This window comes from Granulicella sp. dw_53 (genome assembly GCF_018449545.1).
Lineage (GTDB): Bacteria > Acidobacteriota > Terriglobia > Terriglobales > Acidobacteriaceae > Edaphobacter.
The window spans coordinates 1-25,543 of record NZ_JAAVUR010000017.1 but is presented as its reverse complement, the minus strand read 5'-3'; the positions used below and the strand labels follow the sequence as shown (position 1 = coordinate 25,543).

The following is a 25,543-nucleotide window of genomic DNA, read 5'->3' as shown; positions in this document are numbered from 1 at the left end:
AGGTGACATGATGCACAAAAGAAGCCGCTATCAGGCCGGATGTTTGACAACCGAAAACAGAAGCAACGGAGTCGATGTTTATATCTTTCGCTGGCGGGAGCCCGTCAGAAACGGTAAGAGCATGCAGCGGAAGGTCGTTCTCGGCACCGTCAAAGAATTAACCAAGACGCAAGCGCAAAAGAAGGCAGACGAACATCGGCAACGGGCCAACGCACCTGAGCCCGTTGCACCCGTTATCGCCATGACCCTCACCGAGCTCGTAGATCATTACCAGGAACGCGAGTTGGGCGAAGCCTGCGGAAAAGCGATCAAGGTCGTCAAAGCATACAAATATATTTTGACGAACTATATCGTCCCAAAGTGGGGTTCACTCAACCTTCAGTCAATCAAGGCAGTCACGGTCGAAGATTGGCTCCGCTCGTTGGCAAAGCCAACGGCACAAAAGCCAAGATTCGGGAGGTGTTCGGAGCTGCCTTCCGGCACGCCATGCGTTATGAATTGTACCCAAACAACCCCATCGCCAATGTGAGGCAGGTGCGGAAGAGGACGATCGAACCGTCGATTCTGGAGCCCGCCGAGATCGCGGCTATCCTGCGCGAACTCGGGGGCGTCGAGCCGGTGAGGACGGCCTTTCTTCTTGCAGCAGTGATGGGAATGAGGCGAAGCGAGATCTTCGGTCTCAAGTGGGCTGACTTGGACTTCGAGCGTGCGATCCTGCATGTCCGACGTTCCTACGTGGATGGCATCATAGGGGGGACCAAAACGGACTCCTCACGACGCCCCCTCCCGATTCCGGAACAGGCACTCAAAGCGCTCCACGATTGGAAGCGGAAGTCCGACTTCACCGCCTCCGATGACTGGGTCTTTGCCTCTGAGTTCCACTTCGGAAAGCAGCCACTCTGGCCCGGTACTCTTTGGCAGAGGAATGTGGCTCCAGCTATCAAACAGGCAGGAATCACCAAACCAAAGCTGGGCTGGCACACGCTGCGCAGGAGCTTCGCTTCCCTGCTGCTGTCTGAGGGAGCAAGCCTTCATGTGAGTATGGAGCTCATGCGTCACTCGACTCCGAGATGACGCTGGGGACCTATGCGCAGACGGTGGGCGAGGAAAAAAGGGAGGCGTCCAGCAAGGTTGCCCTGCGGGTGTTCCCTAAGGCAAAAGTCGCCTAGCTGGGGCTAATGTTCCTTTATTGTTCCTTCGCCGATCCGGGACCACTTATTGTTCCCGGATTTTCAACCTAAGGGATTGATTCTATGGTGGAGCTGAGCGGGATCGAACCGCTGACCTCCTCGTTGCGAACGAGGCGCTCTCCCAGCTGAGCTACAGCCCCTAGTCCCCCTTGCTCAAGGTGAAACGCACTGCGTTCACACCCGAACAACATCACCGAGTGTATCAGCACCTGGCCCATCCCTCCAACCCCGTTAAGCCAATCCCCCGACGCGACCCGTCACCTCGGTCCCGGCGGCCAGTGGCTTCTCCACTACGTGCCAGACCTCGCCGTCCTCATCCACGGTCACGCTCAACACTGGAACCACCAGCCGCGTCCCGCTCCGCGCCACCGCCTCAAGCACACCGATATCCCCCACTCCAAAGGCACTTCCGCTCACCGTCATCTGCCATCGTGCGATCCCCTCCACCCGCGATTCCAGCCGAATGTCGGTCACCACACCGGCAAATTCTTTCGCCGTCGCTGCTGCACTCACTTCCCCACCGCCGCGGCCAAGGCCTCCATCTCGCGTCTGCTGCCGACGCAGAACGGCGTCCGCTGATGAATCCCTTCCGGCTTGATATCCAGAATCCGCCCCGTCCCGCTCGTCGCCATCCCACCCGCCTGCTCCGCGATAAATGCCAACGGATTCGCCTCGTATAGCAACCGCAACTTGCCCTTCGGCTGTTTCGTCGTCGGCGGATACAGAAACACTCCACCCTTGAGCAGCGTCCGATGGAAGTCAGCAACCAGGCTCCCGATATACCGCGAGCTGTACTCCTTCCCCAGCGCCCCCATTCGCAACCCTTCGACATACTTGCGATACGCCTCCGGCCACCCAGCCGCATTCGCCTCATTCACGCTGTAATAGCTGCCCTGCTCCGGCATCTTCATCTGCTCGTTGCTTAGCACGAACGCGCCAATTGTAGGGTCTAGCGTAAATCCATGCACTCCATTACCCGTCGTATAAACCAACACTGTAGAAGGTCCATACACCACATACCCCGCCGCCACCTGCCGGAATCCCGGCTGCAAAATCGACTCCTCCAGCGTCCCCAACTCCGCCGGCAACCGCCGCAACACACTGAAGATCGTCCCCACATTTACGTTCACATCGATGTTGCTCGATCCATCCAGCGGATCGAAAACGATAATGTACTTACCAGTCTCCGCATCCCGGTTAAACGTCACCGGCTCCTCGTCCTCTTCGCTCACCAGAGCCGCGACGCTGTCCCGCAGTCCGAGGCAATGCAGCAAGGCCTGGTTCGCATACACATCCAGCTTCTGCTGCTGCTCGCCTTGCACATTCTCCGCGCCAAATGCCCCGTAGACATCGCTCAGCCCAGCCGACCGAATCCGAGCCTCAACCATCTTCGCCGCCAGCGTAATTCCGCTCAGCAGCCAGCTGAACGTCCCCGACGCCTCACGTCCCGTCGCCTTCAAGGCCGCCTGTTGCTGCTGCAGGATATGCTGTTGCACCGTCGTAATCATCGCCATCGTGGACAGTCTCCGCTCTTTGAAAAAACCCGCGCCAACACAAGCCGCAGAAGTCAGCCTAGCATCGCCAAACAATCGCAGCCAACCCAAATCGTGCGAATTTCGGCTCGCTAAGCCGATTATCGAAGCATCACACCGCTATAGAAAATTCCCCGTCCCAATGCGCACGAACAACCCAGTTACAATGACCCATGCCCTCACGTAGACGTTTCCTCCATGCCGCAGCCGCGGTAGCCGCTGCTCCCGCTCTTCTTCTGCCTCGCGATCTCGAAGCCCAGCGCCCGGCCTCCGCGCCCGTCACTCCCGAGAGCCTGCCCCCCGCCATAGCCGCTCTTCCGAATCGCCGTACCGAGGCCACTCCCATCACCCTCGCCGAACGCGATCAACGCCTCGAACGAGCCCGCACCCTCCTTCACCAGAACAAACTTGGCGCCCTCGTCATCGCCACCGGCACCTCCCTCACCTACTTCACCGGACTTCGTTGGGGACAGTCCGAACGCTTCTTCGCCTGGGTACTTCCCGCTACCGGCGCTCCCTTCGTCGTCTGCCCCGTCTTTGAAGAAGGCCGTGTCCGCGAGCGCATGGAAGCCAAGCCGGCAACTCTGCCCAGCGCATCCACCACGAAGGTCTACACCTGGAATGAAGACGAAAGCCCCTACGCTCTTCTCGCCAAGGCTCTCAAAGAAGCTGGCCTCACCACCGGCAAGATCGGCGTAGAAGAACGTACCCAGTTCGTCTTCGCGGATGGCATCGCCCACGCCAGCCCCGCTCTTACTGCAGTCAGCGCCATCCCTGTCACCATGGGCTGCCGCGCCATAAAGACCCCCGCCGAGCTCGCCCTCATGCAGCTCGCCAATAACATCACCCTCGCCGTATACGAGGCCGCCTTCAAGTCCGCCCAACCCGGCATGACCACGCGCCAGTTCACCGGCCTCGTCGACGCTGCATACGGCCGCTCCGGCGTCCAGGGGGTAGTCTCCTGCCAGGTAGGTGAGTTCTCTGCCCTCCCCCACGGCTCGCTCCAGCCGCAGGTCATCCGCGAGAATGAGATCATTCTCATCGACGATGGCTGCACCGTCGAAGGCTACCAATCCGACATCTCCCGCACCTTCGTCCTCGGCAAAGCATCCGACAAGCAGAAGAAGGTCTTCGACATCGTGCATAAAGCCCAGGCTGCAGCCATCGCCGCAGCTCGTCCGGGGCTTCCCTGCCACGCCATCGACGACGCGGCCCGTAGCATCATCACCGCTGCCGGCTTCGGTCCCGACTACAAGACCTTCACCCACCGCCTCGGCCATGGCATCGGAATGGACGGCCACGAATGGCCCTACCTCGTCCGCGGCAACCCTACTCCTCTCGTCGCAGGCATGACGTTCTCCGACGAACCCGGCATCTACCTCCCCGGCGAGTTCGGCGTACGCCTCGAAGACGACTGGTACGTCACCGAAACTGGCGGCAAACTCTTCACCCCCCAGAGCCCCAGCCTCGAAGATCCCTTCGCCAAGGCTTGATTCATTGCGCCAAAGAAAAACGGCAGGAGAGCAATCCTCTCCTGCCGTTTCATTTGCATTCCAACAGAACTACGGCTGCGGCAGCACCAGCACTTCCACCCCACTAGCGGCACCGGCACTCCGATAGACACTCTCTGTAGCCTTCTTGAAGTCCTCTGGCTTGGCATTCGGAATATCCACAAACGTCTGCGGATTCCGGTCCACCAGCGGGAACCACGAGCTCTGCACCTGCACCATGATCCTGTGCCCTGTGCGGAAGGTGTGGTTCACATCCGGCATCTCGCTGTTCACATTCACCATCTTTCCCGGCACCAGCGGAGTCGGCTTCTCCCAACTATCCCGGAACTTCGCCCGCATCGGCTCGCCCCGCACTAGCTGTTGATATCCACCCATCACAATCGGGGCCCCGCCAATCACCCTCTTGTTCCCCGCCTCTACCCCAACGGCATTCGGATAGTCATACGGATACACATCGATCAGCTTCACCACAAAGTCCGAGTCCGTTCCCGTCGAAGCGATCTTCAGCTTCGGCCGCACTGGACCTGTAATGGTTACATTCTCCGTCAGTGGCTCCGACTCATACACCAGCACATCGGAGCGCCGCGAGGCGAACCGCTGATCGTCGTCCATATACCGCTGCGGAACCGTCGCCGTCGTGTACTCAACAAACGGTACCGGGTGCGCCGGATCGCTCACATACTCATCCACACCGCTCTTCTCGGTAGGAGCTTCAAAGCTCAACCGGCCGCCCTCACGAAAGTACAGCATCTTCGCCGTAGCGGGCTTCGGTGGCCACGCGTCATAGGTCTTCCACACATTGCTGCCAGTCTCAAAGACATAGGCCTTGGGCAGCGGCCCACCGTTCCGGCCCTTCAAATAAAACTCGAAAAATGGAAACTCGATCTTCGCTCGATAAAACGCCGCGGTCTTCGAGTTGAACGTCACATCCCCCAGGCGGTCGCCGTCCGTCCGCGACCAGCCGCCATGCGTCCATGGCCCAATCACCAGCGTATTCACTGCCCCAGGATTGAACTCGTCGATCGCATGAAACGTCTTGAACGGCCCCGAAAGATCCTCCGCATCGAACCATCCGCCCACCGTCATCACAGCCGTGTGGACACCCTTCATATGACGCGAAATATCCCGCTTCTTCCAGTAGTCGTCATAGGTGGTGTGCGTGACCTGATCATGAAATAACCAGTTCTCGCCATTCAAATAATCCTTCCCTTTATCCAGGTTCCCCGTTGCCCCCGCGGCCAGCAGCGTCGTATACGTATCGGGGTTCTCCTTACTCGAAGCAGCCGCTCCACCACCCGCCCCGCCTGCGGGAATCAGCGGATTCTTCTGCGGCTTGAACCCGCGGTAGAATCCATAGTTCGCTCCCAGCATGAAAGCTCCGCCATGGTACCCATCATCGTTGAAAAACAGATCCGTCATCGGCGCCTGCGGACTAGCCGCCTTAATCGCCGGATGCGAATCGATGATGCTCGCCGACGTGTAGAATCCCGGGTAGCTGATCCCCGTAATCCCCACCTTCCCGTTGTTGTTCTCCACATGCTTCAGCAGGAACTCCACCGTGTCATACATATCGCTGGACTCATCCACATCCTTGGGCGACTTCTTCTCATCGATGTGCACGTTCATCTCTTGAAACACACCCTCGCTCACCGTCCGTCCCCGTGCATCCTCGCACACAAAGATGTACCCCGACTCCATCAGCTCCGTGCTCGGCCCAAGCCTCGCCGCAAATTTATCCTCGCCATACGGAGCGCAGCTATAAGGCGTCTTCGTCATCAGAATCGGATAAGGCCCTGCATCTTTGAACGCGCCCGCCACCGGAACATACGCGTAAGCAAACAGCTTCACCCCATCCCGCATCGGAATACGGTACTCATACTTCGCATAGTGCGTCCGCACAAAATCATCCGCCACAACCGCTGGAGCCTGCGCCTGCGCTCCTATCGCTATTACAGCCAACCCACATACTGCCGCTACACGAAGCTTCGTCTTCATTGGTGTCCTTCAGAAAAGTGGAATATCCAGAGTCTACGCAGGACAGGTCAAAATCAAAAGACTTTCTTGCAAATGCCTTCTCATTACACATCGCTAATTCCCAATCTAGATCTCCCGTCAACTGCGAAGGGTCTCGCCCTACCGCCCCACAGGCACCCCATCCAACCCCATCAACCGCCCCACCGGATAGACCCCTACTCGATTCGCCGCAAACCAGGGCGTCCGCTCATAGAAAAATGCCAACCGCGCGGCGGCGCTCCCGGCAAACATCGGATCGCTCGCGACCTTCCGCTCAAACTCTGCCTTCAGCTTCGCATCCTTCGCCATCATCTCCCGCGCCAGCTTCTCCAGAACATAAGCCTCGCCATACTCTTTCTGCTCGAAGATCGTATCGAAGAACCCCCACTGCAGCGCCGAATCCGGACCCGCCGGCTCCAGCCACTCGACCGCAACTTTAGAGAGCCGCTGATTCAGCCTCACGACCACAGACCCCGCCGAATACGTAACCGCTTCTCTTACAATCACGCAGCTCCCATACTTCCCCGCATCATGCGTCGCCTCACCATTAAACGTCGGATGCCTCCCCTCAAACGGAGGCCCTTGCCACACCATCCCCCCGCATTGATACCGCTGCACTTCCCCCGTCCACGCCGTCGTCGTCCGCTCCATCGCCACCTGGTGCGCCGCCAGCACATCGATCACTTTCACCCACGCCGCCGGAATAATATAAGCCGCTGGCAGCGTAGTCTCTGCCGTCACCTTGAAGCCCGTCTGGAACGGCAACGACACATTCCACGGCTCCCGTGTATACCGCACCGACATCGTCCCCGACACCTCGCTCAACACCCGCTCGTACTTGTACCCGCGAAACAGAAACGGCGTCGTCTGCCCACCCCATCCCAGCGCCAGCGGATACTTCACATTGTTCAGCGGATGCGCTCCCATCCCACTAGCCTCTGCGTCAGCCGCAGCATTCAATGCGATCACCTTATCCGCATCCCGATTCATCAACTCCATCAGCCCCGCCAGAATCTCGTAGTTCCCCGTCACCCGCGTCTTGTAGTCCTTCAACATATGCAGCTCGACCAGCATCCCCGGCCGCCCTTCAAGGACCGTGTACCCCGTCGAAAAACGCGGCGGATCGTCATTGAACCCGAGACCCTCTGCCGGATCGTTGTCGTTCACCAGATTGATATAGGTAGGCGCCGCCAGATGTCCATGCGCATTCACATACCGCTCCAACGTCGGAGCTGCCACATCATCCACCCACTTCACCGTAGCGCTCGGAAGATTCGGTCCATCGTCGATCGTGAAGGTCACGTCGTACTGATAGTCCGCCCCATCCGTCACATGGTCGTCGACAAAAAAGTCCGGCAGCCACCGATGAAACATCGCCAGAAACGCCCGCGTCTCCGGAGCATCCGCCTTCAAATAATCCCGGTTCAAGTTCAGATTCGTCCCGTTCCCCCGCCATCCCATCTGCGCCGGCCCATCCTGATTGATGCGGTTATACGCACCCCTCCGCTCATGTCCATCGGCGTTATACATCGGGATAAACACGAACACCGCCCGCTCCAGCAGGGCCGCCTTCGTCTTCGAGATCACCATATCCCGCAGCAGCGCAAGACACGCATCCTTCCCATCCATCTCCCCTGCATGCACCGAGTTCTGCACCAGCACGATCGGCCGTTTCGCCGCATGCAGCGCAGTCGGCTCGAAGGCCCCATCCTTCGAGACCACCACCACGTCCAACTCCCGCCCCTCACCCGTCTTCCCAAACGCCTCGATCCTTACCTGCCCCGCCGCCGCACCTTGCACTCGCCGCAGATACGCCATCGTCTCCTCATAGTCCGGAGTAGTCGCGTAGCAACTCTTTTCCGCCGGAGTAGCCCACTCCCCCATCGTCACAACACAGTCTTTCGCTACCGTCGAACGCGGCTGCAGACTTGCATCCCCAACCGTCTGCGCCCAAGCTGAACTACCAACCGCTACCATACCCATCAGCAAAATAAAATCAGCTCGCATAACCGCTCCTTACCGTTCACTAACAAAAAGGGCGCGATTCAAATCGCGCCCTTTCTTCCAAACAAAACCCTCTACAACTACTCTACCGAGACCTCACGCCACGAATCGATCCCGCCTTCTTTCGCATACTGATCGATCTCCTTCAACTCCTCTGGAGAAAAGTCCAACCGCTTCAGCGCATCCAGCGAATCATCCAACTGCTTCACATTCCGTGCGCCGATCAAGGCCGTAGTTACCCTCGGATCACGCAGCACCCAAGCAATCGCCATCTGCGCCAGGCTTTGTCCCCGCCTCGTGGCAATCTCGTTCAACGCCCTTACCCGATCCAGGTTCTCCTTCGTCAAGTAACCCTTCTCGAAGCTCCCCTCAGCCGCCGCCCGCGAGTTCTCAGGCACACCATTCAGGTACTTATCCGTCAACAATCCCTGCCCCAACGCCGAAAAGGCAATACAACCCACACCCAGTACATCCAGCGTCCCCAGCAACTCATCCTCAATCCAGCGGTTCAGCATCGAGTAGGAAGGCTGATGGATCAGCAGCTTCACCCCCTCCGCCTTCAGAATCTCAGCCGCCCGCCGCGTCCCCTCCGGCCCATACGAAGAGATCCCCACATACAGAGCCTTCCCCTGCCGCACGATCTGCGCCAGCGCCGCCATCGTCTCCTCGATCGGCGCATCCTTCCATGGACGATGCGAATAAAAGATATCGACGTAATCCAGCCCCATCCGCTTCAAGCTCTGATCCAGCGAAGCGACGAGGTACTTCCGCGATCCGCCAATCCCATAAGGCCCCGGCCACATATCCCAGCCCGCCTTCGTAGAGATGATCAACTCATCCCGCAGATCTCCGAAGTCCTTCTTCAAAATCTGCCCGAAGTTCTCCTCCGCCGACCCATAAGGCGGCCCATAGTTATTGGCCAGATCGAAGTGCGTCACTCCACGGTCAAACGCCCGCCGAACCACCGCACGCCCCGTCTCGAAGACATCAGCTCCGCCGAAGTTTTGCCACAGCCCCAGCGAGATAGGTGGCAACGCAATCCCCGAATGTCCGCAGCGACGAAACGTCGCCTGCTCGTAACGCTTTGGATCAGGTACGTAAGTCATGAATCGAGCTCCAGGAAAGAATTTGCAGCACGCATAAGACTAAGCCAAACCATCCTGTAGAAAACTCGGTTCAGGCTTAAGCCGGATAACTATAGGCCGCAACCAACCCCGACAACCTCTTCCGCACATCCGCAAACTTCGGATCGTCCGCCAGATTCGTCAGCTCCATCGGATCGGCATGCACGTCGAACAACAACGCCCCATTCGCCGCATCCTTGCCATACTCCGCATACCGCCACTGCTCGGTGCGCACCGCTGTCCCATGCACCGTCGTCCCATCCTCGCTCCAGATGCTGTACGCAGGCTCCTCCCACGCAGCACGCGGATCGTTCAGCAGCGGCACCAGGCTCTTACCCTCCACTCCATTCGGAACCTCCAGCCCACACAACTCCGCCATCGTCCGGTAGATATCCAGCGACTGCACGATCCGCGTCGAAGACCGCCCATTCCCCTTAGCGCCCGGCATATGGATAATCAGCGGAACCCTCGTCCCCCCCTCAAACAGCGAACCCGCCTTCGACCACTTGCCCTTCTCTCCCAACTGGTACCCGTGGTCCGCAACAAACACCACCGCCGTATTCTCTCGCAGACCCAACCGGTCCAGCTCCGCCAGCACCCGCCCCAGATTCCAATCCGCCCACGAGATCGACGCCAGATAAGCGCGAATGACCTCCTTCGCCTCCGACTCCGAAGCCCCGCGCCCAATAAACAGATCCGCGTTCCGCATCCGTATCGAAGCCTTCGGAAACCCCGCTGGAACCGTAGGCCAAGCCGCAAAGTCCCGCGGCAGATCGATCTTTCCCACGTCGTACATATCGAAGAATCGCTGCGGAGCCGTCGGCGGACTATGCGGCTTCGAGAACCCGCACCCGATAAAGAACGGCTTATCCTTGCAAGCTCGCAGATTCTCAATCGCCAGATCCGCGACCATGTAGTCCGAAGCCCCCTCGCCATTCCCCTTCAGCACCAGAATCTCATCCGAGTGCGCCGCCCGCGCATTATCTTGCGGCAGCACCGGCAACACGCCATCCGCCATCGGAATCTGCACACGAGGGATATCCATCTTCACCCCCTCCTGCGTCGGATGCAGCGACTCGACCTCGCCCTCAAACACCGTCCATCCCAGGTGATCGTCCATCCCCGCGTGAAAGAGCTTCCCACTTCGCAGCGTCGTATACCCATGCTCGCGGAACAACCTCGGCAGTGTCACCATCTCCGGATGCAGCTTCGTCACACTCGTCGAATTCCCCAGCACATTCGTCAGCTTCGGTGGATGTCCCGTAAACAGCGACGACCGCGAAGGATTGCACAGCGGAAACTGGCAGTAGTTCCTATCGAACCGCACTCCCTGCGACGCCAGCTTATCGATGTTCGGACTATGAGAGTGAAACCGGCTCCCATAGCAAGCCAGCTCTGGCCTCATGTCATCCGACATAAAGAACAGCATATTCAGCGGACGCTTCCTGCCCTTCGCCACTGGAGCCTTCACCTCCACATCTGCACTCTGCGCTCCAGCCGGAATCGCCGTCGCCAGTGCAGCCCCTGCCGCCTTCGTCAAAAAGTTTCGCCGCGAAGTCTTACCCGCCTCATTGTCCTGCTCACTCATCAATCGATCTCCTCAGCTATCCTGCTACTCGCACACAACGAAATCCAATATTCGAAGCCGAACTATCCGGCGTATTCGACGTCCGCGCCGCCACACGATACCGGTTGCAATACGAGGCATGGCAAAGAAAAGACCCACCCTTCATCACCTTCGCCTCACCCGAATCCGGCCCCACAGGATCGCTCCGCTCCTCGCCCGTAAACCCTCGCGTAAACCAGTCCGCACACCACTCCCAAACATTCCCCGTCACCGAGTACAACCCATACCCATTCGGCGGAAAGCTCTCCACCGGGCAAGCTTCCGCCCAACCATCCTCCGCCGTATCCACCTGCGGAAACTCCCCCTGCCAGATATTGCACATATGCCGCCCACCCGGCGTCAGCTCATCGCCCCACGGATAAAGCTTCTGCTCCAACCCGCCCCGCGCAGCAAACTCCCACTGCGCCTCCGTCGGCAGCGCCTTACCCGCCCACTGTGCATACGCCGCCGCATCGTTCCACGACACATGCACCACCGGATAATCCCCCCGCGCCGCAACATCGGACCCCGGCCCTTCCGGCTCCCGCCACCACGCCCCCGGAACCTTGCACCACCACGGAGCCGCCGCCACCGTATCCTCTACCAGCTCATCCAGCCGGTCCAACGGCAGATGCATCCAGAATACGAACGACCACTCAAAGCTCTCCGCCTCTGTCCGATATCCCGTCGCCGCAACAAACTCGGCAAAATCCTTATTTGTAACCGGATAGGTATCTATATCGAACCCGGACAACCTCACCCGCCGCACCGGCCCCTCCCCATCGGCGGAAAAAGCATCCCGGTAGTCCGTCCCCATTAAAAAATCCCCAGCCAACGCCACCATCGGCCGCCCATCCCCACCACCCACGCCGGGCGTCTGCTGCTCTATACCAGCCCCCCGCCGAGCCGCAGGAGAGCAGCAAGACCCCGCTCCACTTCCATCCAAAATCTTCGCCCCGCTATCAAGCCCCATACAGCCCTCTACCACCAGACGTCGCCCAACCGCAGCAGGACTCAAATCCTTCGCCCAGAACCCTAAGCCAGACGCCCTAAGTCAGATCATCCGTATTGAAGGGAGTCAGCTTCCGCCCCAAAGCCGAAGTATCCCTCCCATTTCCTACCAGACTCTCCACCACCGCATCCATGTCATCCTCTGCCGTCGCCGTCATCCGCGCCAGCCCATCCTCCTCCGCAATCGACTCCAGCAACACCGTCGCATACGCCACAGCGACACCATCCTGGTTCAAGCCCTCCGGAGTCTTCGCCTTGATCCCGACATCGCTCGCCTTCACCCCCAGCAACGTCGCCACGCTCTCCCGCATCTCTCCGGCAATCGGCACGATCTTAGGCCGCATCATCACCAGCACTGTATCGATATTGACGATCCGATACCCCGCCGTAGCAATCTCCTCCAGCGCGGTCCGCAGAAAAATATCTGACGCCGCCCCCTTCCACCGCGGATCGCTAGGCGGAAAAAACGTCCCAATATCCCCCGCCGACACCGCCCCCAACAGCGCATCCGTTATCGCATGCAACAGCACATCCCCATCCGAGTGCCCGGCCAGACCTTCGCTATGCTCAATCTTCAGCCCGCCGATCACCAACGGCACCCCCGCCTTAAAAGCATGCGAGTCAAACCCGAAACCAATCCTCATACCCATACGCTATCCTCGCACTCCTTCGGAGCGCAGCAAAACGGACGACAGTCTTTTCTTTCTGTCGTTCTTCATCTCAAGCCGTCGAAACTTGGCAGTCGATCCAAAATTCATCACAAGACCAACTTCAATCTCCGACGCCCGGAGATAGTGCAGTAACTGAGCCTCATGTCCTTTGCTGATCAGTTCAGCAGTCTTCAATTCCAAAATCACCTTATCTTCAACCAGCAGATCTGCCCGAAATATCCCAACCAGACTACCTCGAAAACTTACCGGAATCGGTGCTTCAGAGGTCACCATAAGCCCCGCCTGCTGAAGAGCAATTCTCATTGCCTCTCGATAAACCGACTCAAGAAATCCGAACCCCAATTCGTTATAAACCTCGTAGAAAATGCCGATGATCTTCTCCGTCGTCAGATCGTTCGCCCCCGCAAACACCTCGTTGGAACCTTCCCTCTCACGATGATCGATCAATCGCATCTTCCTCTAACAAGCCTCAACCAACATCTGTCAACGGCAAGCAACCCCATTCCACACCTCAGCTCTTATCAGCTTTTTATCCCTTTCATCACCGTTACGCCTTCTCCCGACCCAGGTAAAACTCCGCCAATTCAATATCCCCCGGCTGCGTAATCTTAAAATTCCGTGCCGACCCAGGCACCACCCACACCTCTACTCCCGCCCTCTCCAGCACACTGGCCTCATCCGTCCCCGAGAACCCGTCCGTCTCCGCCTCCGCAAACGCCCTTCGCAGCAGCCCAAACAGAGCCCCCTGCGGCGTCTGCGCATGAATCACCCTCTCCCGCGGAATCGTACTCGTCACAATCGCCCCATCCGCCGTCCTCTCCACCTGCTTGATCGTATCCACCGCCGGCATCCCGACAATCGCCGCTCCATGCCGCGTCACCGCATCGATCGTCCGTTCGATCGTCCCCGGATCGATCAGAGGCCGCACCGCATCATGCACCAGCACGACATCGTCGTCCTCGCACTCCAACGCTGCCAGAGCATTCCCCACCGACTCCTGCCGGTTATCCCCACCCTCCACCAGATGCACCCGAGGCCCAAGCTTGAACTCCTCCACCTGCGCCAGCACCCGTTCGCGGTCGATTCCCCGTACCGCAACACAAACCGCATCCACCCGCGGCACCGCCAGAAAAGCCTGCACCGAGCGGATCAACACCGGCACTCCACCGATCTCAAGAAACTGCTTCGGAGCCGCCGCCGACCCCGGCATACCGGTGGCCATCCGTGTCCCAATACCCGCTGCTGGAAGAATGACAAATACTCGCATAACCAACGGAGTATACAAGATGCGCCCGCCACACTCGACAACCGCCGCCCACTCCAGCCACCCCTGAAGCGGGCATCTGACCCAAGGACCTCTACTTCGCCGCCACCGTCAGCGTCTTCAACCGCTCCTTATTGATCTTCAGCACAATCCCCGCATTGCGATCCGCCGCCTCGCTCACCTTGTACTCCGCCGCACTGCCCAGCACCTCCGCCACCTCCGAAGGCGTCAGCTTGTAGTCCTCCGTAAGCCACCGCACCATATTTGAGGTAGCAGACCGAAACGCCTCATCCAGCGATCCGTCCAATCCCATCGAAATGATGTGCGTGGGAGACTCCACCCGCCGCCCTGAGATCCTCTTGCCCGGAATCACATCCACCGTAAACTCGACATCCATCGAGGTCTCCAGCGCATCGCCCGTCGTCTCGCCATCGCCCTGCGCCGCATGCCCATCGCCAAGGTATAAAAGCGCCCCCGGATTCTGCACCGGCAGATAGATCGTCGCTCCCTCCACCAACTCGTTGAAGTCCATATTGCCGCCCCATCCACCTGAGTCCCCCGTACCCGGAGCAGCCTGCGCGGGACCCGGAGCCACCGCCACACATCCCAGCATCGGTCGCATCGGCACCGTGTAATGCGCCATATGCTCTCCTGGCTTGGCCGGAGAAGCCGTTCCATTCGCCAAATCCAGACTCCATCGAACGGACTGGCCAACATCCTTCATCTTCACCGCCACATCGCCATCCATGCCTCGGCTCACAATGCCGTCCGTACTGATCGCCCAGTCCCGGTTCAGACGCAGCCGCGTCAGATGAACTACCAGCGTATCCCCAGGCAGCGCCGTCTCGATATAGAAAGGCCCGGTCTGCGGATTCCCTCCCATCACCCGCCGCTCCCCCTTCGCGTCGGTCCCTCCCGCATCCACCGTATTGGTATGGACCGTATCGCCCGGCGCAATCCGAAGCACCGGCTTATTCAGAGCCGAGAACTGCCGGTAGAAGACCGTTGGAGTAAACTCATGTCGCTTTGCCTCCCCGCTAGGCCGTGCAGGAGCCAACTTCGCGGTAAACGAAGCCTTAGACGGAGTATCTTGATTATCCGCATCCTTGAACACCACCGTACCCGTGAGAACCCCGTCTTTAACGGTCCCATTCACCTCATCCGTGCCACCACGCTCATCCTTACCCACAAAATGAACCGCTCCCCCACGGAGCGAACCCTCGAGCTTATCCCCGCTAAACTTCCCACCCAACTTCTCTCCCTCTTGCTCCAGGTCGAGACGGAAATAAATCGGAGTTCCGTAATAGTCCGCCGTCACCACCCAACGCCCGGTAAGCGGACCCTTCGCATCACTTGCCTGATACCCCTGCATCGGCGCAGAGATCGCAAAGAGCCCCAGCAGGCCCCCAAACAACACCTCGTGTCTCATGGAAGCTCCTCTTTACAAAGAATCGAGATATAGAAATATCGACAGACCATCAAAGCACAGAATCCAGTCGCCCAACCATTGATATACGAAGGCCTCCGTAGGAGTCAACGAAAACATTCGTACATCCACTGCATCCTGCACCGATCGACGCTTATCCCTGCGGCGCTTCCCCGCCATTCAATCTCAAGATCATCTCGTTCGTAGGCTCAAACCCGTTCCGCGCATACAGCGGCTTCCCAAACTTCGAAGCATGCAGCGACACCACCTTGATCCCCCGCCGCCTCGCCTCGTCCACGGCCGTCGTCAGCAGCTCATAAGCCAGTCCTTCTCCGCGAAACGCCGGATCGACATAGAAGTTCAGCAGGTAAGCCCGCACCGGCTCTGGATCCATCCAGTGCGGCGGAAAGTCAATCAGCCACATCCCCGCCCCGGCCACTACCTGCTCGCCCTCCTGCACCAGCCACCCAACATAGCTGCCATCGGTCAGCCTCGTCCGAACCCAGGGCACGAAGTTCGCCACCATAAGCCGCATCTGCCCCTCGTCCGATTGCCCGGAGTCCACAAACATCCTGCAACGCTGCTCTGCAATCAGCTCAGCGTCTTCGGCCACAGCCAGTCTTGTATCGAACATCGCTGCAGTATAAGGCCCATCCCACCCAGAGCAGCCGTTAAGATGAAAGACGATGCCGCCTCCCACCCTGGCCCTCTCCCGAGAACACATCCGCCCCGGCGATCGCCTCTGCGTCGCCATCTCAGGCGGAGCCGACTCCGTAGCCCTGCTCCTCGCCCTCCATGCCGCCAACCAGACCAAGCACTCCGCCCTTGGCGTCGGCATCTCCGCCGTCCACGTCAATCACGGTCTCCGCGACTCCGAGTCCGACGCCGACCAACACTTTGTCCAAGCCCTATGCACCCGCCTCGACATCCCCCTCCACCTCCATTCCGTCAGCATCCCTGCCCGCCTCGCCGAAACCCGAGCCGCCGGAAGCCCAGAAACCATCGAAGAAGCCGCCCGCACCGTCCGCTACGACCTCTTCACCTCTCTCCTCAGCTCCGGCGAAGCGGATAAAGTCCTAACCGCCCACACCCTCGACGACCAGGCCGAGACCGTCCTAATGAAACTCCTCCGCGGAGCCTGGACCGAAGGCCTCGGCGGCATTCATCCCGTCATCACCCTTCCCAAGGGCAAAATCCTCCGTCCCCTCCTCCAAACCCCCCGCGCCGAGATCGAGACCTACCTCCAGGCCCTCGACCAGCCCTGGCGCGAAGACTCCTCCAACACCGACTCCGCCTACACCCGTAACCGCCTTCGCCACACCATTCTCCCCCTCCTCCGCGCCGAAAACCCCTCCCTCGATCACACCCTCTCCAACCTCTCCGAGCTGGCTCGCGAAGAGGAGGCCCGCTGGCAGACCGAGCTCTCCCGCCTCCTCCCCCAGCTCCTGCTCCCCGGCAAACCCGTCCGCGGCGGGGGCCGAGCCGTCAGCACCGCCCCTGGAGCCTCCTCCGTCGCCCTGGAGCTCGAACGCCTCCGCACCTTGGACCCTGCCCTTCGCCGCCGCGTCCTCCGCGCCGCCGCCCGTCAACTGGGCGTTCGCCTCAGCTTCGATGAGACCGCCCGCCTCCTCGCCCTCTGCGGCTTTCTCACCCTCGCCACCGTCTCCGCCAAGCCCGGAGCCACCCTCCAGCTCTCCAACCAGCTCCTCGCCGAGCGCTCCCCCCGCGAGCTCCGCCTCTCCCGCCAGCCCCGTTAGACATTAATTGCTGGAACATCACCTCTATCAAACCCTGAATTCGCCCGCTGAGAGTAGAATTCAGGGTAGGTGTCGGCGCGGGAAGTTACTTGGGGGTAGAGCATCTCTATTCCATTTTTGGAACCTTCCCTTCCCGATGTCGTCTAATGGTGATAGGCACAGCGAAATATTTGCTTGTGCCGGGTCCGACACCATCACTGTGCATCACATAAGCAGTATCGGGACCGGAAAATGAGGAAATAGGCTTTGAACTCTACCGTCAAACAAATTCTGATCTGGGTCTTCATGATTGCGTGCCTGGTCTTCCTTTGGCAGTTTGTCGTCAAGGGCACCGGTGCAGGCCAGGACAAGACCATTAGCCTCACCCAGCTCCTCAACGACGCAGACCAAGGCAAGATCTCTGAGGTCAACGTAAACGGAGCCGAGGTGATCGCGAAGTATCGTGGTGACGAGAAAACACAGTTCCACACCACGATCCCGGGGAACTATCCCGACATGTACAAGACGCTTCGCGAGCACGGCGTCAACATCACCATCAAGGATCAGAACTCGAACGCCTGGCTGGGCTTCCTCATCCAGCTCGCGCCCTTCGCTCTGCTTCTTGGCCTCTGGTTCTTCCTTCTCCGCCAGATGCAGTCCGGCGGAAACAAGGCCATGAGCTTCGGCAAGTCACGCGCCCGCCTGCTCTCCATGCAGCAGAAGAAGATCACCTTCAAGGACGTCGCTGGCGTAGACGAAGCCAAGGAAGAGCTCAAGGAGATTATCGAGTTCCTCCGCGAGTCCCAAAAGTTCCAGCGCCTCGGCGGCCGAATCCCCAAGGGCGTCCTCCTCGTCGGACCTCCGGGCACCGGTAAGACCCTCCTCGCCCGCGCAGTCGCTGGCGAAGCCAACGTTCCCTTCTTCTCTATCTCCGGTTCGGACTTCGTTGAAATGTTCGTAGGCGTCGGCGCCTCGCGCGTCCGCGACCTCTTCGAGCAGGGCAAGAAGAACGCTCCTTGCATCATCTTCATCGACGAAATCGACGCAGTCGGACGTCACCGTGGCGCAGGCCTCGGCGGCGGACACGACGAGCGCGAGCAGACCCTCAACCAGCTTCTGGTCGAGATGGACGGCTTCGAAGCCAACGACGGTGTCATCCTCGTCGCGGCCACCAACCGTCCTGACGTGCTCGATCCAGCCCTCCTCCGTCCCGGTCGTTTCGATCGCCGCGTCATGGTCGATCGTCCCGACATCCGTGGCCGCGAGGAAGTCCTCAAGGTTCACTCCAAGAAGGTCCCCATGGCCGAAGACGTTGACCTCAACGTCCTCGCTCGCGGCACACCGGGCTTCTCCGGAGCCGACCTCGCCAACATGGTCAACGAGGCCGCCCTCACCGCCGCCCGCTTCAATCGCAAGTCGGTCCACATGTATGACTTTGAAGTAGCCAAGGACAAGGTCATGATGGGCGCGGAGCGCAAGTCCATGCTCCTCTCCGACGACGACAAAAAGGACACCGCCTACCACGAAGCCGGCCACGTCCTCGTCGCCGCCCTCCGCGAGCACTCCGACCCCCTCCACAAGGTCACCATCATCCCCCGCGGCATGGCCCTCGGAGTCACGATGCACTTGCCCGAAGAGGACAAGCACACCGTCACCAAGGACTATCTCGACACCCAGCTCGCCGTCCTCATGGGCGGACGCTGCGCCGAAGAGATCTTCATGGGCCGCAAGACCACCGGTGCCGGCAACGACATCGTCCGCGCTACTGAACTCGCTCGCCGCATGGTCTGCGAGTTCGGAATGTCCGATATGGGACCCCTCACCTACGGCAAGAAGGAGCAGGAGGTTTTCCTCGGCCGCGACCTGGCACAGGCCCGCGACTACTCAGAGGACACCGCCCGCAAGATCGACGCCGAGGTCCGCAACTTCGTCGACACAGCCTACAACTCGGCCTACAGCATCCTCAACAATAACAAGGACATCATGCACCGCATGGCCACCGCCCTGCTCGAGCGTGAGACCTTGGATGCCGCCGAAATCAAGCTCATCATCGAAGGCAAGGACCTCCCCGCCCTCAAATCCCCCCTCGCCCAGGCCGGTCCCCCGTCCGACGGCGACACCCAGAAGGTCCTCAAGCCGGAAAACCCGCCCCGCAAGCCTGGCTTCAACGAAGGCCAGCCTTCGCCCGCATAAGAAACAACGCCCTATCCACTAAAAGAGGCAGCCAAATGGCTGCCTCTTTTTATTTCACCCGAAGCACCACCGCCCCCCGGTGCCCCATCCTTCGCGCCCTTGTCTCTCGCGAAGGGTGGGATGTAACTCTTCCCCAGCGACAAATCCCACCATTCCGCGTCTGAGTAGTCGTCGCCCGAATCGATCTATCACCCTCACCACCCCGATACCCACACGAAATCCACCTAAATCCCCTCCCTCACCAATGCGACAATAAAAACAAGACGAATGCGCCTCCGCCTCTTACTTCTGCCGCTCCTCCTCAGCCCTCTGGTCGGCTGCGGCTACCATCAGCTCGGCGCGGCCACGCACCTGCCCCCCGACATCCAGACCCTCGCCGTCCCCATCTTCACCACCAAGGTCCAGGCGTACCACACCGAAGTAGCCTTCACCCAGGCCCTCGTCCGCGAGCTCAACACCCGCACCAAGTACCACATCCTCAACTCCGACACCCCCTCCGCCGACGCCACCCTCCACGGCACCATCCTCACCCAGACCGTCGCCCCCCTCACCTACGACTCCTCCTCCGGCGAGACCTCCAGCTACCTCATCACCATCACCGCCAAGATCCTTCTCACCGCCCACGACGGCCGTGTCCTCTACGAGAACGACAACCTCCTCTACCACGAGCAGTACCAGTCCACCCTCGACCTCAGCGGCTTCCTCCAGGAGAACACCCCCGCCGTCTCCCGCATCTCCCGCACCTTCGCCACCGCAATCGTCAGCGATCTGCTGGAGTCCTTCTAATGGCCTCGCTCAAATCCTTCGCACCCACCGACCGCTTCGTAGCAGAAATCGCCACCCCCGCCATCCGTCCTGGCTACGTCCTCCTCGGCGACGAGATCTTCCTCTACGACCGCTGCCGCAAAGCCGTCCTCGAGACCCTGGCGCCCATCTCCACCCGCGACTTCTGCCTCCACGACCTCGACCTCGCCGAGACCTCCATCTTCGAGATCCTCGACCAGGCCCAGACCCCGTCCCTGATGGCGCCCTTTCAGGTCTTCTTCATCCGCAACCTCAAGACTCTCTACGGCCGCGGCTCCAAAAAAGACGAGTTCGCCGCCATCGATGCCTACTTCCGCTCCCCCAACCCCGCCGCCCTCCTGATCTTCGTCGCCGACCACCTCCGCATCCCCACCGACCTCCGCAAAATGGACTACCAGGACAAGGAACGCTACGAAAAGATCCGCGAGTCCCTAGGCGACTGGTGCAGCCTCGTCGAACTCGCACGCGTCGAAGAGAACGACGCCATCAAATGGGTCACCACCGCCGCTGAAGCCCAGAACATCAAGTTCGACCCCGACGCAGCCCGCGAGCTCGTAGACGCCCTCGGAGCCGACATGATGCTCATCTCCAGCGAGTTCGAAAAGCTCCTCCTCTACGTCTCCGCCCCCATCGCTCCTACCCAGGAAGCGCCCGATCCCTCCAACACAGAGAAAAGTGCCCTCCCGAGCGAGCCCAGCGAGTCGAAAAATCTACCATCCACCCTAGCCCGCAACCGAGTAACCCTCGGCGACGTCGAGACCATGGTCCTCGCCGCCAAACAGCGCTCCCTCTACGAGCTCACCGACGCCATCAGCCTCCGCGACCGTCCCCGCGCCCTTCTCCTCCTGCACGGCCTCCTCAACGCCTCAGACGGAGGCGAAGACGCAGCCATCGGCCACCTCTACATGCTAGCCCGCACCTTCCGCCAGATGCTCATCATCTCCGAGAAGAACGTCCGCGACTCCCGCGCCATCTGGCAGGTCCTCTGGCAAGGCTTCCGCATGCCTCCCTTCGCCGCCGAAGACCTAATCAAGCAAGCCCGACGCTACAAATCCCGCCGCGACCTCACCCGCGCCATCCGCCTCGTAGCCCGCGCCGACCTCGAGCTCCGCAGCTCCCCCGCCAACAAACTCCTGGTCCTCGAGCGCCTCATCCTCGACCTCGCCACCGAGCCCAAACCCAACCTCTACGACCCCACCCTCCAATTCGCCATGGAGCTATAAACTCCGCAGTGAGACGCCTTCGACTCCCGTTCCCACAAACGGGCTCATTGGCACGCCACCCTCCTTCTTGAGAAAATCTCTTAGGATCTTTTTCGCTCAAGCCTTCAAAAGCAGCATCTTATCTCTCAAGGTCGCGAAGAAGAAGGGTCGTTCGCGAGATCCGTCCTCCTTTGAATCAATGAACTTCACTACTCTCCCTAACGCCAGAGTGAGCAGAACACCGACCCATACGATCCTCCTATGGGCACAATTCGGCGAAGCACTGCGACACCCTGGTCGAACAGGAAGGTTGGATACTGAATGCAGATCGCGGAATCGAACGTCGGCAAGACATCGAAAAAACGAACCGGCTATCTTCCAACACTGGATGGATGGAGAGCCCTCGCCATTTTGGGTGTTATCTTCACCCACGAAAGCTTGCATACCTTTGGCCCCTTCAATACTCGCTGGCTGTACGAATACGGTGATAGAGGCGTAGATACATTTTTTGCGATTAGCGGTATCTTGATCTGCTCGAGGCTGTTGGAAGAGGAAAGCCAAAACGGCTCTATCTCTCTTCGGGGCTTCTACATTCGACGTTTTTTTCGAATATTGCCCGCTGCATTTCTCTATCTCTTCACAGTGGTGATACTCGGCCTTCTCGGATACCTCGTCGTGCATCGCACAGAGATCTTTGCAGCTATCTTCTTCTACAGAAACTACACTCGCCTTCTTGGCCGAGCAGCATTACCTAATGTTGCAGTCTTCACGGGACATTTCTGGTCGCTCGCTGTAGAAGAACACTTCTATTTCATCCTCCCTGCACTGCTCGTCTTCACCAAGAAACGTTTCCGTGTACCAGCCTTACTTTTTCTGACCGCACTGGTCTTAGCCAACCGAGCCTACCAACTCCGTACTCGTCCGTGGCTCACAATCCGGTGGCACACAGACATTCGTCTCGATGCATTGTTGATTCCGGCGATAATTGCCATCCTAGTCTATGGAGTGCGAGACAAAAAGCCTCTCTTGAGAGCTGCGAAGTGGTGGCCATTGGTACTGCTAGTGGTGATCTCTCTCATACCAGTCAAGCCATCGAACTGGCAGATCGCCGCCATGTCTGTTCTCTTGCCCATAATGATCATGGGATCGATTCTTCATCCTCACAACATTCTTGGAAAGATTCTCGAACATCCGGTCCTCCGCTATATCGGTCGCGTCTCATACAGCCTCTATCTGTGGCAGCAACTGTTTGTGATATCGCATTTCTTCACGACCAAGCCTCTCGGAATCCTCCAACAGTGGCCACTCAATTTAGGATTCTCCTTCCTCTGCGCCCTCGCCAGCTTCTACCTGGTAGAGAAGCCCATGATGCGCCTCGGCCACAAACTCGCTCCCCCAGCCACGCCCGGCCGTGAAGATCTATCGGCGGCCGATACGGCCCCATCAAGCGCCGACGGCAAAACACCCGTCCTAACCTAAACACCCGGTTGGCCACCCTTCTTGCAGCTTCATCGCAAATAGGGTGGGGCAACATGCGCAAGCACGACCGCCGAATCCCTCTTCCCAAATCCACCCACAAAAGGCATAGTGGTACGACCACCATGACCCCCACACGCGCCTCCCTCATCCTCCTCGCCCTCGCCGCCCCACTCCTCGCGCAAGACACCCGCACCGTCATCGAACCCACCCTTCCCCCCATCTGCACCACCCTCACCGCGCAACTAACATCCCCCATCTCTCCCGAGAACGAGGCAAAACTCGACACCGCCCGCATCCAGAAAGCTCTCGACAACTGCACCAGAGGCCACGCCGTAGCCCTCCGCGCCGACGCCACTCACAACGCCTTCCTCTCCGGCCCCCTCGAACTCCGAGCCAACGTCACCCTCCTCGTCGAAAAAGACGCCATCCTCTTCGCCTCCCGCGACCCCAAACTCTACGAGACCGCCCCCGGAAGCTGCGGCCTCGTCAACCAAGAACGCAACGGCTGCAAGCCCCTCCTCTCCGCCAAACACATCTCCCGAGCCGCTGTCATGGGCGAAGGCGCCATCGACGGACGCGGCGGCGCAACCCTCCTCAACAGATCCGTCACCTGGTGGGATCTCGCCGAACAAGCCCGCCCCTCCGGACGTCAACAGGTCCCCCGCATCCTTGTCGCCGACTACGCCGACGACTTCACCCTCTACCGCATCACCCTTAAAAACTCCCCCAACTTCCACGTCGTCTACAACCATGGCGACGGCTTCACCGTCTGGGGCCTCCGCATCGACACGCCCAAGCGCGGAGCCCGCAACACCGACGGTGTCGACCCCGGCAGCTCCAAAAACATCACCATCACCCACAGCTTCATCCGCACCGGCGACGACAACGTCGCCATCAAAGGTGGTGACCCCATCTCCCACATGACCGTCGCCCACAACCACTTCTACTACGGACACGGCATGTCCATCGGCAGCGAGACCAACGGCGGCGTCAACAACATCCTCGTCACCGACCTCTCCCTCGACGGCCCGGACAACGGCCTCCGCATCAAATCCAACGGCTCCCGCGGCGGTCTCGTCCGCGACGTCACCTACGACGACGTCTGCATCCGTAACTCCCCCAACCCCATCACCCTCGACTCCAGCTACACCGCCAACGGCCCGCTCCAAGGCAGCTCGCCCCCTACCTTCCGCGACATCACCCTCCGCAACGTCCGCGTCTCCGGAGGCGGCAAGATCACCTTCAACGGCTACGACCACACCCACCGCGTCGCCGCCACCCTCAACAACGTCCTCACCACCGACTCTACCCCCTACACCTACCTCCTCCAGCACGCCGACGTCACCCTCAACTCCTCGAACCTCACCCCTCCCACCGGCACCGACTCCACCACCCAGGGAACCCCAACCCCAGGCACCCCCGCCTCCTGCTCCGAAAAGTTCGTTCCCTTCCCCGAAAAATAATCTCTGCCCTTATCTGCTTTATCCTCACCAATACCGCCCCACTTCTGCATCAAACCTGCAACACCCAAAGGAGCCCACCGAATGCCAGAGAGCCACGCAGAAGAGTCAGTCTGGCAACGAGCCGCACTCTTCCTCCTCACGCTTGGCATCCTCGTCGTCGGCGCCCTGGTCCTCTACCCCTTCTTCTCCGCGCTCGTCGGAGCCGTCGTCCTGGCCGTCGTCACCCAGCGCCCTTACGACTGGCTCGCCATCAAAATCCGCAACCCCTCCGCCTGCGCCCTCGTCGCGCTCCTGCTGGTCATCCTTAGCGTCATCATCCCCAGCTTCTTCCTCGCCCAGGACCTCACCCAGCAAGCCTTCCATCTCGTCTCTGCCCTGCGCGACGACGCCAACCAACAGAAGATCACCAACTTCATCGCCAACCACCCCGCCCTCGCCTCCCGCCTCCAGAACTTCACCGACTCCATCGATATCAATAACGCCGCCCGCGCCACCGCCGCCTACCTCGGAACCCACATGGGCCGCGTCCTCGGCAGCTCCTTCCGCGTCATCACCCAGCTCGTCGTCATGCTCTTCATCCTCTTCTTCCTCTTCCGCGACCGGCTCCTCGCCCTCCGCTTCCTCCGCTCCTTCCTTCCCCTCCGCGACGACGAGAGCACTGAGCTCCTCTCCCGCCTCGACGACACCATCTACGCCACCGCCCTCGGACGCCTCGTCATCGCCGGCATTCAGGGCATCCTAGCCGGCCTGGGCTTCTGGCTCCTCGGAGTACCCGCACCCTTCCTCTGGGCCTTCACCACCGCCGTCATGGCCATGATTCCCGCCTTCGGAGCCGTCCTCGTCTGGGCTCCCATCGCCCTCTTCCTGGGCTTCAACGGACACTGGGGCAAAGCCGCCATCCTAGCCGTCTGGGGCGGAGTCATCGTCAGCACCATCGACAACATCCTCTACCCCATCCTCGTCGGAACCCGCCTCCGCGCCCACCCCGTCACCATCCTCATCTCCATCCTCGGCGGCATCTCCCTCTTCGGAGTCACCGGCATCATCCTCGGCCCCGTCACCTTCAGCATCGCCGCCACCCTCCTCGACTTTTGGCGCGCCCGAACAAACCAGCCAGCCCACTCATGAAGTTGTCGCTGCCTTCATGAGTGCTGTTGTTTCTTCCTTCCTCTCCCCTACAAATAAAAATTGTCATTCTGAGCGAAGGTACTCACAGTCTCACCACGAGTTACGCAGTCGAAGGATCTGCGGTTGCACTTGTTCTTGTCTTCGCCGTTGTTGTTGCCGTTGTTAGTTCTTTCTCACCCTAACAAC

The 25,543-nt window shown here is 59.8% G+C and carries 22 protein-coding genes and 1 tRNA gene; 10 read left to right on the top strand and 13 right to left on the bottom strand.

Annotation, left to right across the window (positions count from 1 at the left end):
* Positions 1–7: 7 nt before the first annotated feature.
* Together HB393_RS21105 and HB393_RS21100 are read left to right on the top strand one after the other, a co-directional pair.
* Positions 8–529, top strand: a complete 522-nt coding sequence (locus tag HB393_RS21105; RefSeq protein ID WP_213807189.1) for a hypothetical protein — start codon at positions 8–10, stop codon at positions 527–529.
* Positions 487–1,074, top strand: coding sequence for a site-specific integrase (locus HB393_RS21100; RefSeq protein ID WP_213807188.1), 588 nt, complete (start codon positions 487–489; stop codon positions 1,072–1,074). Before HB393_RS21105 ends, HB393_RS21100 begins: the two co-directional genes overlap by 43 nt.
* Positions 1,075–1,254: 180 nt before the next feature.
* Here HB393_RS21100 and HB393_RS21095 read toward each other — a convergent pair.
* The 3 genes from HB393_RS21095 to fbp form a co-directional block, all read right to left on the bottom strand.
* Positions 1,255–1,330: transfer RNA gene (locus HB393_RS21095), tRNA-Ala, on the bottom strand.
* Between the two features lie 91 nt (positions 1,331–1,421).
* Positions 1,422–1,703 (bottom strand): hypothetical protein, encoded by a 282-nt coding sequence (locus tag HB393_RS21090; protein WP_213807187.1) that lies wholly within the window; start codon positions 1,701–1,703, stop codon positions 1,422–1,424.
* Positions 1,700–2,704 carry a class 1 fructose-bisphosphatase gene (gene fbp, locus HB393_RS21085; RefSeq protein ID WP_213807186.1) on the bottom strand — a complete coding sequence of 335 codons (1,005 nt, stop codon included), beginning with the start codon at positions 2,702–2,704 and terminating at the stop codon, positions 1,700–1,702. The genes HB393_RS21090 and fbp overlap by 4 nt, the downstream gene beginning before the upstream one ends.
* 191 nt (positions 2,705–2,895) lie before the next feature.
* Between fbp and HB393_RS21080 the strand changes: the two genes are divergently transcribed.
* Positions 2,896–4,215 carry a Xaa-Pro peptidase family protein gene (locus tag HB393_RS21080; RefSeq protein ID WP_213807185.1) on the top strand — a complete coding sequence of 440 codons (1,320 nt, stop codon included), beginning with the start codon at positions 2,896–2,898 and terminating at the stop codon, positions 4,213–4,215.
* A gap of 69 nt (positions 4,216–4,284) precedes the next feature.
* Here the strand turns inward: HB393_RS21080 and HB393_RS21075 are convergent, their stop codons facing one another.
* The 10 genes from HB393_RS21075 to HB393_RS21030 form a co-directional block, all read right to left on the bottom strand.
* Positions 4,285–6,228 carry a CocE/NonD family hydrolase gene (locus tag HB393_RS21075; protein ID WP_213807184.1) on the bottom strand — a complete coding sequence of 648 codons (1,944 nt, stop codon included), beginning with the start codon at positions 6,226–6,228 and terminating at the stop codon, positions 4,285–4,287.
* A gap of 138 nt (positions 6,229–6,366) precedes the next feature.
* The gene (locus HB393_RS21070) at positions 6,367–8,253 is read right to left on the bottom strand and encodes a M14 family metallopeptidase (protein ID WP_255551458.1); all 1,887 of its coding nucleotides are present in this window, start codon (positions 8,251–8,253) and stop codon (positions 6,367–6,369) included.
* 77 nt (positions 8,254–8,330) lie between these two features.
* A complete protein-coding gene (gene mgrA, locus HB393_RS21065) occupies positions 8,331–9,356 on the bottom strand; it encodes an L-glyceraldehyde 3-phosphate reductase (RefSeq protein WP_213807183.1) in 1,026 nt (341 codons plus the stop codon).
* 76 nt (positions 9,357–9,432) lie between these two features.
* Complete coding sequence (locus tag HB393_RS21060; protein WP_213807182.1) at positions 9,433–10,962, bottom strand: sulfatase; 1,530 nt, start codon at positions 10,960–10,962, stop codon at positions 9,433–9,435.
* Positions 10,963–10,978: 16 nt separating this feature from the next.
* Complete coding sequence (locus HB393_RS21055) at positions 10,979–11,953, bottom strand: formylglycine-generating enzyme family protein (protein ID WP_255551457.1); 975 nt, start codon at positions 11,951–11,953, stop codon at positions 10,979–10,981.
* 76 nt (positions 11,954–12,029) lie between these two features.
* A complete protein-coding gene (gene ispF / locus HB393_RS21050) occupies positions 12,030–12,641 on the bottom strand; it encodes a 2-C-methyl-D-erythritol 2,4-cyclodiphosphate synthase (protein ID WP_213807181.1) in 612 nt (203 codons plus the stop codon).
* A 3-nt stretch (positions 12,642–12,644) separates the two neighbouring features.
* Positions 12,645–13,115, bottom strand: coding sequence for a GxxExxY protein (locus HB393_RS21045; RefSeq protein ID WP_213807180.1), 471 nt, complete (start codon positions 13,113–13,115; stop codon positions 12,645–12,647).
* Positions 13,116–13,209: 94 nt separating this feature from the next.
* Positions 13,210–13,929 (bottom strand): 2-C-methyl-D-erythritol 4-phosphate cytidylyltransferase, encoded by a 720-nt coding sequence (gene ispD / locus HB393_RS21040; protein ID WP_213807179.1) that lies wholly within the window; start codon positions 13,927–13,929, stop codon positions 13,210–13,212.
* Between the two features lie 91 nt (positions 13,930–14,020).
* Complete coding sequence (locus tag HB393_RS21035) at positions 14,021–15,355, bottom strand: acetamidase/formamidase family protein (protein ID WP_213807178.1); 1,335 nt, start codon at positions 15,353–15,355, stop codon at positions 14,021–14,023.
* A 151-nt stretch (positions 15,356–15,506) separates the two neighbouring features.
* Positions 15,507–16,052: a GNAT family N-acetyltransferase gene (locus tag HB393_RS21030; protein WP_345945356.1), complete on the bottom strand. Its 546-nt coding sequence runs from the start codon at positions 16,050–16,052 to the stop codon at positions 15,507–15,509.
* Between HB393_RS21030 and tilS the strand changes: the two genes are divergently transcribed.
* The 7 genes from tilS to HB393_RS20995 all read left to right on the top strand — a co-directional run bounded on the left by tilS (position 16,039) and on the right by HB393_RS20995 (position 25,357).
* The gene (tilS, locus tag HB393_RS21025; RefSeq protein ID WP_213807177.1) at positions 16,039–17,109 is read left to right on the top strand and encodes a tRNA lysidine(34) synthetase TilS; all 1,071 of its coding nucleotides are present in this window, start codon (positions 16,039–16,041) and stop codon (positions 17,107–17,109) included. The genes HB393_RS21030 and tilS overlap by 14 nt on opposite strands.
* A 246-nt stretch (positions 17,110–17,355) precedes the next feature.
* Complete coding sequence (ftsH, locus tag HB393_RS21020; RefSeq protein WP_213807176.1) at positions 17,356–19,281, top strand: ATP-dependent zinc metalloprotease FtsH; 1,926 nt, start codon at positions 17,356–17,358, stop codon at positions 19,279–19,281.
* A gap of 267 nt (positions 19,282–19,548) precedes the next feature.
* Positions 19,549–20,067 carry an LptE family protein gene (locus tag HB393_RS21015; protein WP_213807175.1) on the top strand — a complete coding sequence of 173 codons (519 nt, stop codon included), beginning with the start codon at positions 19,549–19,551 and terminating at the stop codon, positions 20,065–20,067.
* On the top strand, positions 20,067–21,308 hold the full coding sequence (holA, locus tag HB393_RS21010) for a DNA polymerase III subunit delta (protein ID WP_213807174.1): 1,242 nt from the start codon (positions 20,067–20,069) through the stop codon (positions 21,306–21,308). The genes HB393_RS21015 and holA overlap by 1 nt, the downstream gene beginning before the upstream one ends.
* Positions 21,309–21,608: 300 nt before the next feature.
* Positions 21,609–22,766 carry an acyltransferase gene (locus HB393_RS21005; RefSeq protein ID WP_213807173.1) on the top strand — a complete coding sequence of 386 codons (1,158 nt, stop codon included), beginning with the start codon at positions 21,609–21,611 and terminating at the stop codon, positions 22,764–22,766.
* A 53-nt stretch (positions 22,767–22,819) separates the two neighbouring features.
* Entirely contained in the window at positions 22,820–24,229 is a 1,410-nt protein-coding gene (locus HB393_RS21000; RefSeq protein WP_255551455.1) for a glycosyl hydrolase family 28 protein, read from the top strand.
* A gap of 81 nt (positions 24,230–24,310) precedes the next feature.
* Positions 24,311–25,357 carry an AI-2E family transporter gene (locus HB393_RS20995; protein WP_213807172.1) on the top strand — a complete coding sequence of 349 codons (1,047 nt, stop codon included), beginning with the start codon at positions 24,311–24,313 and terminating at the stop codon, positions 25,355–25,357.
* The last annotated feature ends 186 nt before the right edge of the window (positions 25,358–25,543 follow it).